Annotated in this window: 9 protein-coding genes; 3 read left to right on the top strand and 6 right to left on the bottom strand. The window is 39.6% G+C overall.

The window, feature by feature from the left end; genetic code table 11:
• Positions 1 to 97: 97 nt before the first annotated feature.
• Complete coding sequence (locus R3E32_11575; protein ID MEZ4885359.1) at positions 98 to 3,022, bottom strand: CHAT domain-containing tetratricopeptide repeat protein; 2,925 nt, start codon at positions 3,020 to 3,022, stop codon at positions 98 to 100.
• Between the two features lie 165 nt (positions 3,023 to 3,187).
• Between R3E32_11575 and R3E32_11570 the strand changes: the two genes are divergently transcribed.
• Both R3E32_11570 and R3E32_11565 read left to right on the top strand, forming a co-directional pair.
• Positions 3,188 to 3,805, top strand: coding sequence for a sigma-70 family RNA polymerase sigma factor (locus tag R3E32_11570; GenBank protein ID MEZ4885358.1), 618 nt, complete (start codon positions 3,188 to 3,190; stop codon positions 3,803 to 3,805).
• 182 nt (positions 3,806 to 3,987) lie between these two features.
• Positions 3,988 to 4,554 (top strand): hypothetical protein, encoded by a 567-nt coding sequence (locus R3E32_11565; GenBank protein MEZ4885357.1) that lies wholly within the window; start codon positions 3,988 to 3,990, stop codon positions 4,552 to 4,554.
• 20 nt (positions 4,555 to 4,574) lie between these two features.
• Here R3E32_11565 and R3E32_11560 read toward each other — a convergent pair whose 3' ends face one another.
• From R3E32_11560 to R3E32_11540, 5 genes are all read right to left on the bottom strand, one after another.
• The gene (locus tag R3E32_11560) at positions 4,575 to 5,918 is read right to left on the bottom strand and encodes a glycoside hydrolase family 2 TIM barrel-domain containing protein (protein ID MEZ4885356.1); all 1,344 of its coding nucleotides are present in this window, start codon (positions 5,916 to 5,918) and stop codon (positions 4,575 to 4,577) included.
• 86 nt (positions 5,919 to 6,004) lie between these two features.
• The gene (locus R3E32_11555; GenBank protein MEZ4885355.1) at positions 6,005 to 7,489 is read right to left on the bottom strand and encodes a glycosyltransferase family 2 protein; all 1,485 of its coding nucleotides are present in this window, start codon (positions 7,487 to 7,489) and stop codon (positions 6,005 to 6,007) included.
• Between the two features lie 42 nt (positions 7,490 to 7,531).
• Complete coding sequence (locus R3E32_11550; GenBank protein ID MEZ4885354.1) at positions 7,532 to 8,221, bottom strand: glycosyltransferase family 2 protein; 690 nt, start codon at positions 8,219 to 8,221, stop codon at positions 7,532 to 7,534.
• On the bottom strand, positions 8,218 to 9,627 hold the full coding sequence (locus tag R3E32_11545; GenBank protein MEZ4885353.1) for a hypothetical protein: 1,410 nt from the start codon (positions 9,625 to 9,627) through the stop codon (positions 8,218 to 8,220). Before R3E32_11545 ends, R3E32_11550 begins: the two co-directional genes overlap by 4 nt.
• 71 nt (positions 9,628 to 9,698) lie before the next feature.
• The gene (locus R3E32_11540; GenBank protein MEZ4885352.1) at positions 9,699 to 11,660 is read right to left on the bottom strand and encodes a tetratricopeptide repeat protein; all 1,962 of its coding nucleotides are present in this window, start codon (positions 11,658 to 11,660) and stop codon (positions 9,699 to 9,701) included.
• Positions 11,661 to 11,702: 42 nt separating this feature from the next.
• Here R3E32_11540 and R3E32_11535 point away from each other — a divergent pair, with 42 nt between their 5' ends.
• Complete coding sequence (locus R3E32_11535) at positions 11,703 to 12,356, top strand: ABC transporter ATP-binding protein (GenBank protein ID MEZ4885351.1); 654 nt, start codon at positions 11,703 to 11,705, stop codon at positions 12,354 to 12,356.
• Positions 12,357 to 12,368 lie beyond the last annotated feature (12 nt).

Here is a 12,368-nt window from a genome sequence, read left to right as displayed (position 1 = left end):
TCATACTCTTAATTTATAATAGCGTGACCTAAGCCAAAAAAAATGTGACCTATTTTTGAATAAAAAATGAAATATTGGATAAGAAGCATAATAAAAATCAATCCCCCAACAACAAAAAACCTCCCCAATACCTCGGCGGCAAATCTTCTGCAATCAACTGCAATTTGGCGTATTGTAGGGCTTTGGAGTAGTTATCCTCCTTGTTGAGTAGGTAATCGTAGAAATGATGGGCAAAAATGGCAGTCGTTTGGTCGTAGATTTTGAAGAGGGTAAAAACGATATTGGAAACGCCTGCATACAATAGACCTCGATTGAGGGACAAAATACCTTCTCCTATTGCAATTTTTCCTACTCCGCTCTCACAACAACTCAAAAAGACCAAATCACTTTGCAACTTCAATTGGTACACCTCGTGGGCATACAAAATGTTGTTTTTATCCTTTGCCATATTTTGTTGGCGGACATTGAAGGGAAACGAATTTTCAAGGCTTTCGTTTCCTAAAACCTTGTTGTTACCTATATTGGGTGAAAACAAAATTCCCAAAATATTTTTCTTTTGATTGGATACTCCATGGGCGGCAATGTGGATAAATTTGGTAGGTATTCGATGTACTTTTTCTTTGAACTGTTCGAGGTTCGCATTCGAACGCAGAAAGCCTTCTGCTTCCCATCCTTTTTTGTGAAAACTTTCCTGAATGTCTTTTACCTCTTTTTCGGAATACAAAAGGGCTTTGTAGTTTCTTCCTTGAATAGACACATCTCTGGTGGCTTCAACTGGAAGTTCTCCCGAAGCTTGAGCAGGGAACTGCTGTTCGTCATATACAGGTGCGAAACCCAAAAAACGATTGGGGAGTTCTTTGAGATGCGGATTTCGATGTTGTTGGTAGTGTCGCAAGGTTGCGGAATAATGGTAGTGAATGTTGCAGTCATTCACTAAATAAGTCATCTTTGAATAAGCAGTTTTGAAAGGTGTTTTTTGGGTCAACAATACTTCAAAAGGCAACTCCAATAGGCGGTTGTCGGGGATAATAAGCAGAGAATCAATGTTATTTTTGTCTAATTTTTTTTTGATGGGCGCAATCAATATTTGGTGTAATTGGTGGGCTTTTTGGACATAGACCTTACGGTTCATGCCGAGTATTCCTTCGTCTATGAAAGTGTCTATCTGGGAGTGAATGTCGGTGGGTAGAGCAATGCGCTCCAAGTAAATTTGCTGTGAAGTAATACAGAAAATATAGACAAATTCATTGGTAAGTGTGTATTCGATTAGGGCAGTGGAAGTAGGTAGTTGTGATTGAACATCCTCTAAGTCCACTAAGGGCATTTGATGCTTCAAAGTTAAATATTCGGGATGGTTCTGTTCTATTTCTTGGGTAAGTTGGTGGTATTTTATTTGAAGATGCACCAATTCTTCAGCATATTTATCCAAATCTACCTTTGTTTCATTCAGCCCATCTTCTTGCAGTTGTGTTTGACAATGACTCATTTCTGATTGAATTTGTTGCAGTTTTCTCAACTCTTCTTTAGGAATGTTTGCCAATTGAAGGGCTTCTACATTTTTGATGGTGGACAGAAGGCTGTGAACCTTATTTTTTTCGGAAAATAGGAAAATTTCTTTCAAGGTTTTCTCCGTCTGTTGGAGTAAATACTGCTCATATAACAAGTCCGTGGCAAGTTGGTAAAAGTCTGTTATATCCTCGTTAAAGTTGATTTGATCTGCTTCTTGAAAAACATTTGCCCGAATATCTTCAATCAAGCGTATAATATTGGGAATGGTTTGAAGTCCTATTTGTAGATAATCAATAGATTGTGTGTTTTGGAAAAGCCTAAAATAGATTCTGATTCGTTGGGTTTCCAGGTTTAAAAACACCTGTTCGCTAGAAGCTCCTTGTTGGGAAGAGGCTATTTTTTGATGGTGCACTGCTTTTTCAATGAAAGAAAGAGCTTGCTCCAGTTTATTCTGTTTTTGAAGAACATAGGCACAATCTGAATAATTTTTTGCTTTAAACATATCTTGATTGAAAGTCAACTCCTCATTTGCACTTAAAGATTTTTGGAGATATGCTTCTGCAATGCTCCACTTTTCATGGCTTATATAGAGATGCGCCAAGATATTGTAGGAGAGAGAGAACCATTCGTAGTCATCGGGGCTGTGTTTTTGCTGAAAATCAATGGCTTTTTCAAAATAATCTTCAGCCTGTTTCCAGTTATTTTGAGCAGCAAAAATTTTTCCCATATGAATGAAAATAATAGCTGTCAAACTATTGATTAGCTCCTTTTTTTGTAAAATATCCAAGGCATCTTGATACAGAGATTTTGCCAATTCATACTGCTTATCCAGTGCCGCTATTTCCCCCAAACTTATTTGGATATTTGCTGTAATGACGAAGTATTGCTCAAAGTTTTTATTAAAAATAAACAGTGCTTTTTGATAGTAGGTTTGTGACAAATACAAGTGTTCCAACTGACGGTAAGCAACCGCCATATTGTAGTATATATATCCCGACTCGTTAAAGCCATGTGTTTTAATGATTTTCAAGGCTTTGTAATATTCCTGCAATGCCTCTCGGTGTCTAAATGTATGATTGTAAACGTTACCAATACCAATATGGGCAGAGCAAATTCCTTTGTAATGATTGAGGTGCGTGTAGATGGTCAAACACAAGTCAGATGCCTCCAATGATTCTTGGTATTTCCATTGGTCAAAATAAATCACGGATAGGAGATCATACAAATCTCCTTTTAGCTGCGTATCTTTTCCTATTTTACTCTGGTACAAGTTCAGAATTTCTTCAACAGATTTTTTAGATTCATCTAATCGATTCTTTTTCATCTTCCAATACGCCATTTTATACCGACATTGAAGGTATTTTTCCCAATCTTGAAATTGCAAATATATTTTAGCAGCCCTCTCAAATATATCATAATACTCATTGAAGGTACTTGCACCAAAGAGTGCTTGCCCTTCTGCAAATAAGGCATCGGCTTTTTGAAGAAACTTGTAATCAGGAGTAGTATTCATATATTGTCAAAAATTAATTTAATTTCCTTGTGTTAAATGTATTTTTTGTTTTTTCAAAAAAAATAATACCAAAGACAAATATACCTTTTTTGAAAAAAAATCAGAAAACACGTCACATTTCTACACCCAATAGACACGTTCTATTTAAATATACAGCTCTAAAACATGAACCCAAAAAACATTATTGAAGGCTTTGTCACTAATGATAAGGAAGTTATTTTACATTATTACAAAAAACTATTTGCCCAAATAAAGGGAATTGTTATGAAAAATGGAGGAGACGAAGACGATGTACGGGATACCATCTGGAAAGCTTTTCATGCCTTCAAAGTACAATGTCAAAAAAAATCAACTCCTCCCAATAATATCGAGGCGTATATTGTACAAATAGCTCGGTTTTTGTGGTATAAAGAACTAAAAAAGAAAAAGAATGAGCAAATGATTCACCAATACTATAATGAGCTTGAAGAAAATCAACAATTTGAGGAAAGTATTGAAATTACTTTAGTAGAAACTGATAGGCAAGAGGTTGCATTGCAATTTCAGCAACATTTGAATAATTTGTCTATTTACTGCCAACAAATTATTCGATTGCGGTATCAATACGAACTGCCTCATACAGACATTGCTGCCCGATTTGGCATCTCAGAAGTTGTCTCTCGAAAGCGTTTGTCTCGATGTCTAAAAGATCTCGCTAGGTTTATTGAATCAAAAGGATTGACAGAACATATTGCCAATCATTTTCCATCTGTATATAAATACATTAAAAAACACATTATATAATATGTTTAGACTTTGGACGAAAGATTAAAGGTATAAAGCGAAAAAAAATAAATCGCTGATAGCGAAGGAATTAAGAGCTATTATTTACTTCTTTTGTCTTTCTACTTATGTCTTTAGTCTAAAGTTCAAAATATATTTTTTGTGTAAAAATCAAATTTAAAATATACCCAAAATCTTAACAGATGAACGAACTTTTTGATAAATTTTTAAATGAAAAATTAAACGAGGCTGACCGAAAAGAATTTGAAACCTTACTCAAAAATCCTGAATTCTTAGAGACCACCTACTTCAATCTATTATTGAAGCAATCTTTTTTGGAAGATGATAGCCTTCATTTTTTGAAAATACTCAAAGAGGTAGAGCAACTTTATTATTATCAAGAAACCTATACTTTAGAGGAATTGATAGCTTATTTTGCCCCAATTCAGGAATACGAACAAAATTTATCTGCTATTAGTAGGTCAAGTGACGTACAAATAATACGCCCAGAAAATTTTATCAACTGCGTAAAGGATCTTCAATTTGAGTGGAAAACACCAAGCACCATTCCGCTTTTACTGATTATCGAAAACAATGAGTATGATGTATTACTCAGAAAAGAGATTCCACCTCAAACACTTTCTTTTGGCATACAGCTATCCGCCCAAAAAGGCTTCAAGCCTGGACGCTACTATTGGAAGTTGGCCTCCAAGCGGCATCAGGTTTCTGCACTTGGCGTATTTTTTATTGGGAAAGATTTGATGAAATAGGGCATTAAATCATTTAAGATTCACTTCAAGCCCTCCATTTGCTCTGCAAATTCTCTACAAAGCTCCAATGAACTGCTATCCGTATCATACACCGAATACCAACCTTGATGCTCAAAAGGTGGGTCGCCCGTAAAGTCATCTCCCTTTTTCCAAACCGCTTTTGGATGTCGAGGACGGCCTTCACCCGACCAAGCCCAAAAATTGCAGCCCGCAATGGCTCGACCTTGTTCTGCCCATTCATGTACAAGTGTGAAAAGTTCTCGAAAATAACGGTCACGCCATTGTGTGGAAGACGTTGAAGCATAACTTCCTTCGTCTCTCGCCAATCCAAACTCCTCCAATACCAAAGGCTTGTTCATTTTTTCTGCCATTTTGAGGTGAGAGGAGAAGTATTTTTTGGCTTTCTCCAATGCCTTCTCAAAGTCTTTTTCGGGCTGAGTCGGGTCGTACCAAGTCCAGTTTTGCGCCCAAATGTGAGCAGTGGTATAATCTATTTCTTTGAAGGAATGTTCTTTTTTGAATTTACGACTAAAAGGTACAACGGCATTTCCCTCACTCCCTACAGATACCAAGTGATTGGAGTCCAGTTTCTTGATAAACCTTGCAGTGTTCTTGACCCAACGGTAATAGGCATTGCCGACCAATACGCCACGGGGTTCGTTTGCCAACTGCCAAGAAAAAATAGTTGGGTCGTCCTTGTAGGGCGAACCTGTATAGTTATTTCGGCGAGAAATGAGCATTTCTATGTATTGATGATAGGCATCAATGGCTTTTTTGTTTTTGAAGAATTGGGAAGAAAAACACATATATTTCAACCAATTACCCCCTTTTGCTGGTGGTGGGTAGGGAATTTGCTTTTCATCACTAAACCAAGCATTGTATTGTGCCATTCCTCCCGTCCACGGCCAGTAATTGTTGAGGCACAAAACAGCATACATTCCCCGTTTGCCCATTTCGGAAAGCACAAAATCTAATCCATCCAACAATTTTTCTTCATAAACTCCTGCGGCAGGCTGAACAGCAGGTACAGCTCGCCACGGTTCGGTGTTAGGTCCTTCGCTTGCTGCCATGATTCGCAGGTTTCGGATGCCCAATGATTGCAGGTGATCGAGTTCACGAATAAGGCGTTCTCGGTCGCCTCCTTCTCCTTTTGAAGCCAAGTTCATGGCAGCCCAGAAATTTGCTCCCAAAAAATAGTAGGGTTTTCCGCTCACTTCAAAACGACCATTTTTGACTGAAACAAAATGAACTGGAGGCACTGGGTAGGTAATGGATTTTTCGTTGAAGTTCATGAGATGGTAGGATAGTTCTTCGTATGACACATAAATGATTATTGTAGGGATTAGGAGGAGGAGAAATTTCATTTTTAGTGATTTTTTCATTTTTCTTTTGTGTTCTTTTGATGCTTTTGTGGTTCAAAAAAAGCACAAGTCATGATGACTTAAATCAATTACTTCAAATTCAAATGGCGTAAGGTGAAAAAGAAAATCGCTCCATAACCAACCATCAGCAAGAGGTGAAAAGCTAAAAACATGGTGTTTTGGAAATACACTCCTGCAATGGACGCTGCCAAAAAATAGAGTGCCAAAAAGCCTTCTAAAAAAGTAGTCATAGGGATTTTGGTCGCCAAATACTTGCGTTTCTGAACCGTATCTGCCAAACCTTTGATGTTGAATTTTGGGGTGCGTACAAACGGAGATTTTTTGCCGATAAATCCTTGCAGCACTGCAAAAGTGTTGTGTAGGGACAAGCCCATAGACAATGCCAAGAAAAGTGGAAAAAGCACGATGAATTTCAAGAGCATTTTGAAGTAGGGTTCTTTCTTCAATTCCGCTTGCACATTGGCTACATAGTAAATGGAAATAATGGAGATCCAACCGATTAGAAAACCAGTGAAAATATGCTTGCTGATTCCTAATTCGGGTACTATGTGAATCAAAGGCACGCTGAATATGCCCAAAATGAACACAAAGACAAAAACCGAACTAGCCAACAAGTGCATGGTGGCATGTATTTTTTTCATCAATGGAAGTTCAGACCTCCAGACCGTAGGTAGCATTTTGCGAGCCGTTTCTGCGCCTCCTTTCATCCATCGAAATTGCTGTGATTTCAAACCATTCATTTCTACGGGAAGTTCGGCAGGCGAGCCTACTTTTTCAAGATACACGATTTCCCATCCTTTCAATTGGGCACGGATGCTGAGGTCGAGGTCTTCGGTCAGCGTATCTGCTTCCCATCCTCCTGCGTCTTCAATGGTTTTTCTGCGCCATACCCCTGCCGTACCGTTGAATTGCAACATACAGTTTCCCGCTTTTCTGCCCTGTTGTTCAACGGTAAAGTGGACATTCAATTGAAGTGCTTGAAGGCGAGTGATGAGGGAATAGTTTTGATTGATGTGTTGCCATCGGGTTTGTACGACTCCTACTTTTTCGTTTTTGAAATAGGGAATGGTGCGGCGTAGGAAATCGGCATTGGGTAGAAAATCGGCATCAAAAATGGCGAGAAATTCTCCTTTGGCGTGAACAGTTCCTTCCTTTAATGCGCCTGCTTTGAAGCCTTTGCGGATGGGGCGGATAATTTGTTCGATTTGAAAACCTTTGGCTTTGTATTCTTGCACTTTTCGACGGGTTATTTCGAGTGTTTCATCCGTTGAATCATCAAGTATATGGATTTCAAAGCGGTCTTTTGGGTAGTCGAATTTGGTGATGTTGTCTATCAAACGTTCTACAACATACATCTCATTGAAGATGGGGAGTTGGATAGTGACAAAAGGTAGCTCTTTGTCTGTGAAGGATTCGGGAAGAACTCCATTTTTGTTTTTCCAATAATACCGCTTGTAATTGAATAGGAGGTGGAATTGGAACAGGCAGTAAATGGTGATGTATATGAGGGCTAGTGTGTAAATGCTTAGTATGAAATAATAAAGTATTGACATTTTTTTTCAGTTTATTTCATTTTGTTTGTCAGAGAGCAAAAGCTATAAAAGTTTGAATATTGTCCACAAAATTTTGTGTCCTGCCAAAATCGTTCCTTTGATTGTTCCCGATATTTTGGAAACTCCTATGCGTTTTCGATAAGAAACGGGAACTTCTGTGCAGCGAAATTTCATTTTTGCGGCTTTGACCTGCATTTCGACTGTCCATCCAAAATCTGGGTCTTCCATGTCCAATTCAATGAGTTTGTCATATTTGATGGCTCGAAAAGGACCCAAGTCGGTGAAGTGGTATTTGTAAAATAGGCGTATCAAGTTCGTTGCGAGCCAATTGCCGAAAATTTGCTGGGAGGTCATCGAACCTTCCTCCATGTCTCCCAATGCACGAGAACCAATCACCAAGTCCATATCCTCTTCCAAAATCGGGCGAATCAACTCCGCTAATTCTTCGGGATGGTCGGAGTAGTCGGCATCCAAAAACACGACAATATCGGGTTTAATGGCTTTGTTTTGAAGGTGTTCTATTCCCTTCAAACAAGCACTTCCATATCCTTTTTGGGTTTGAAGCACCACTGTTGCACCCGCTTTATGGGCTACTTCTGCCGTTGTGTCTTTGCTTGCATTGTTACAGACAACGACTTCTCGCACCAAATCGGAGGGCATATCACCCAATACGAGAGGGATGGATTTTTCCTCGTTGTATGCGGGGATGATAACATCAATTATTTTGTTCATTCAGTTATGTGTTCTTTTCTCAAAAATTTAGTCAGTGCTACTTGCAAGTTATCTTTTGGAGGAACCTGAATGTGTAAGGCAAAAGATTCTTCCTTCAAATAGTATTCATGGTCGGTGAGTTTCCAGTATAAGATGCCTTGCAAATTCGTAGCATAAGCCTCTGTCACCTTCCTGAGTGCCTCTACTGCCCAGTAGCGTTCTTCGCCGCATATTTGTTGCTCTTCCCAAATCACCAATTTTTCATTTAATCCCCAACCCAGTAGGGTAAAGCCCTGCCCTGACCAGCTTTCTACTGTGGCATTTAGATAATTGGTATAACCCAATTCGGTAAATAACAAAGGCTTGTCGCTAAGGTGTTGCTTTTTTTTGAAGGTATTGATCTCTTTAAAGACATTTCGCCATTTTTCCTCAAAATTTTCCAATAGTTCGGCACTTGCAGGGAGTTCATTGGTTGGGTTTCGGAGAGGGAAATAAGCATTGATGCCAATAAAATCGAGATGTTCCCAAAAGTCGACTTCTTGGTAGTTGTCGTAATTGGCAGCATAGGTGAGTTTACCTTGATAGACTGTTCTTACTTTTTGAATCAAATTTATCCAAGACTGTTTGATCAATGTCCTTCTTTTGTTCATCTCCTTCAAAGGCTGTTTTTGGTCAGCAAAAGTCACCTGTTTTCCCCAGTGTTTGAAAGCGGTAATTCTACCATCTACATAATTTTCGAGCCAATATTTCCCATTTTTGTCAAGGTTGAAGCCCTGTACCCAAAGCTTTTTATCTTGCAAGGTTTTTTTGTATTTCAGAATTCGTCTTTCATTGAAGGACATCCTAAACCAACTGTTGTAATATCCATACAGCCAAGGCATTGAAGTAATGGGTACGGTGGAAGCAAGAGCATTCATTTCGCTTCCAATCACCAGAACATCTACACCTTCCTGTTCACATATTTTTGCCCATTTGAGGCTGTATTCGTTGTATTTTTCAAACCAAGAAAGCAGCAAGGAATCGTTTTTGGGCATAATCATTCCGTGCCATAGAAAGTGATTTTTTTCTACCCAATGCTGCAATTGTGTCCTCAAAACCACCACTACTTTCAGTCCTTTTTTCTTTGCGGCTCTTATTTCCATGATTTGCCCCTCAGTGTCTTTGTCTTCGTCAAAGGTCAAACTATCTGTATCCCAATACCATTGTTTGCCATAGACAGTCACTTCTACAGTGTTCATCCCTACTTCCTTCAAAGTATTCAGCCAATTGTCCATATCATAGACATTGACATGAATCCCGCCAAGGTAAAAGTTTTCTATAGATGGGTTTATAGTTGATTTTTTTTCGAGGAGTGAGATGGCATTATGAGAACGACATCCCGATAGGATTAGACAAATTACAGCAATAAAAAGGATGGGTCGGGTCATATAGTGCCTAATAATAAGGAATGAAAAACGCTTAGTTAACCGCACCCGCCCTATTGAAAGACGGGTATATTCTACTTCAAACTCTCTAAATACTCCTCATTTACCTTCATTCCTAACTGTCTCGCTTTCAATGCATCCTGCAATGCAGCTTGTTTATTGCCCATTTTTTGGTAGGTCAATGAACGGTGAAACAAATTACCTGCATCGTTGGGCTTCAATTGAAGGGAGGTATTGAAGTCTTGAAGAGCCGCTTCTAACTGTCCAATTTCTCGTTTAGAAATTCCTCGCCAACCTATTGCTTGGGCATGATCGGGACGGTATTTTAAGAAAAAATTGAAATCTTCAACGGCTTTTTGGTGCTGACCAATAGTAGCATATAGCACCGCCCGATTGAGGTAGGCATCGGTGTATAAAGCATCAAGTTGAATGGCGGCATTGTAGTCTTTTGCAGCCTCATCGTATTGACCTTTTCGGTAATAAACAGAACCTCGGTTGTTGAGGGCTTTTTCGTTGCCAGGATTCAGTTCCAAGGTTTTGATATAGTCCGCTAGTGCTAAGTCGTTTTGGTTTTGACCAAAATAGACATTGCCCCGATTGTTGTAGGCCAAGTCATAATTGGGGCGCACTTCAAGGGCTTTGGAATATTCGGCTAAGGCTTTGTCTTGCTGCCCTTTGTCTCGGTAATAATTTCCTCGATTGTTGTACGCCACAGCGACTCTGGGGTAGTGATCCACTACATTTGTCCACAATGTTTCGCTGTTTTGCCAGGTTTTACTTTGTTGAAAAGTCATTCCCAAAAGCCCGACCAAATAAAGCCCTAATATGCCCATTGTTGCTTGTTTGACAGCAGATTTTTCCTTCAATAAATAATCTATGCCTTCTGCCAACACAAAGAACAAACCAATGTAGGCGATATAGGTGAATCGGTCGGCAAGATAGGCTTCTCCTGCGCTCACGACTTGCAGCAAAAACATGATATTGACCAAGAAAAAGAAAGTTCCAAAAGCAACGACTCGTGTATGTTGCGTGCTTTTCCAGATACCCCAAAGCATTGCCGCTAAAATAAAAGGACTGATATAATAAGCCATTGGCAACAAACCGTTTACTTTGTCGGGATAGGGATAATACGTCGCCAAAGGGTAGGGAACAAATACCTTATAGACATACATCAACAGTCCATGTGGTGCGAACAGCAATTTGTCGAATAGGGTAAAATCGCCTGTTGTTGCATTGATGCTGCCTTTGCTGCCCAAAATGAACACGCCAATCAAACCGAAGGTCAAAGAAATCAAAAACATCGGTATTTTTTCGACAATTAGGTTAAATTTGAGGGGGCGTTTGAAGTAGTAGTCTATGGCGAGCAGAGACAATGGCAGCGAAACGGCTTGTATTTTGGAGAAAGCAGAGAGGATAAAAAGAACGTACAAACTGATTAAGTATTTGGTTTTGTTCACCTTTTGACTGCGGTAATAAATGTAGCTAATCATCGCTCCAATGTAAAAAACGGCAAACAATACGTCTTTGCGCTCGGTTATCCAAGCAACGGATTCGACCCGCATAGGGTGAAAACCAAATAGGGCGGTGACCATGAGCGTGATCATGAGGTTGGCTCGTAGTAAGAGCATGAACCAAAAAACAAGTGCTGTTGCCAATAAATGCAGCCATAAATTGTTGAAGTGGTACCAAAATGCTTCCAAACCAAACAAGGAACGTTCTATGAGGTGCGTGAAAATCGGCAATGGATTGTAGTTTCCACTGGTTTGGTGGGTGAAAATATTGACCACATTCTCCATCGAAAATTTGACCAAATAGGGGTTTTCGGTGACATATAGGTTGTCGTCCCAGTTGGTGAATTCGGCTGAAAGGACTGGCAAAAAGGCAATGAAGCTGATAATGAGTATTGCTGCCAAACCTATTTTGGTGCGATTGTTTGACCATGTATGTTTGGCGTAAACAATCGGATGATTGAGGTTGGGTTTCTTGCGTTCTGGAGTTGGCAAATTTGACTGTTTTGCCTTATTTTTTTTTGCCATTTATCGGATACATTTTTTTTAATTTCAATTTTCTTGAAGTCTATGGTTAAGGGAACAAATATAAGAAAAGCATACGGCAATTTGCAGGTATTGAAGGGGGTGGACATCGAAATCCAAAAAGGGGAGGTTGTGTCTATTGTAGGGGCTTCTGGTGCAGGTAAAAGTACGCTGTTGCACATTTTGGGAACTTTGGATCGTCCTGATACGGGAGAAGTGACGATTGATGGTCAGGTGATTAACCAATTGTCAGATAGGAATTTGGCAAAGTTTAGAAACCAAAAAATAGGTTTTGTCTTTCAGTTTCACCACCTACTGCCCGAATTTACGGCCCTCGAAAATGTCTGTATTCCCGCCTATTTGATGGGGAAAAGTGAAAAGGAAGCGGTCAAAGAAGCGCATCGTTTGTTGGAGTTTTTGGGCTTGAGTGACCGTATTACCCACAAACCGAATGAGCTTTCGGGAGGTGAACAGCAGCGAGTAGCCGTGGCTCGTGCCTTAATCAACCGCCCTTCTGTGTTGTTGGCGGATGAGCCTTCGGGCAATTTGGACTCGGACAATTCTACGGATTTGCACCAATTGTTTTTCAAATTGCGGGATGAATTTGAACAGACTTTTATCATCGTGACCCACAACGAACAGTTGGCGAATATGGCGGATCGGAAGTTGGTGATGCGGGATGGGGGGCTGGTGTTGTGAGAAGGTGAATGG

It is taken from the genome of Chitinophagales bacterium, assembly GCA_041392475.1.
In the GTDB taxonomy this organism is placed as follows: Bacteria; Bacteroidota; Bacteroidia; order Chitinophagales; family UBA2359; genus JAUHXA01.
The sequence above is the reverse complement of the archived record's forward strand: the minus strand, read 5'-3'. Positions and strand labels throughout refer to the sequence as shown.

Coding starts and splice junctions, on each gene's coding strand:
- R3E32_11575 (MEZ4885359.1), bottom strand. CDS start 3,022: ATGAATACTACTCCTGATTACAAGTTTCTTCAAAAAGCCGATGCCTTA.
- R3E32_11570 (MEZ4885358.1), top strand. CDS start 3,188: ATGAACCCAAAAAACATTATTGAAGGCTTTGTCACTAATGATAAGGAA.
- R3E32_11565 (MEZ4885357.1), top strand. CDS start 3,988: ATGAACGAACTTTTTGATAAATTTTTAAATGAAAAATTAAACGAGGCT.
- R3E32_11560 (MEZ4885356.1), bottom strand. CDS start 5,918: ATGAAATTTCTCCTCCTCCTAATCCCTACAATAATCATTTATGTGTCA.
- R3E32_11555 (MEZ4885355.1), bottom strand. CDS start 7,489: ATGTCAATACTTTATTATTTCATACTAAGCATTTACACACTAGCCCTC.
- R3E32_11550 (MEZ4885354.1), bottom strand. CDS start 8,221: ATGAACAAAATAATTGATGTTATCATCCCCGCATACAACGAGGAAAAA.
- R3E32_11545 (MEZ4885353.1), bottom strand. CDS start 9,627: ATGACCCGACCCATCCTTTTTATTGCTGTAATTTGTCTAATCCTATCG.
- R3E32_11540 (MEZ4885352.1), bottom strand. CDS start 11,660: ATGGCAAAAAAAAATAAGGCAAAACAGTCAAATTTGCCAACTCCAGAA.
- R3E32_11535 (MEZ4885351.1), top strand. CDS start 11,703: ATGGTTAAGGGAACAAATATAAGAAAAGCATACGGCAATTTGCAGGTA.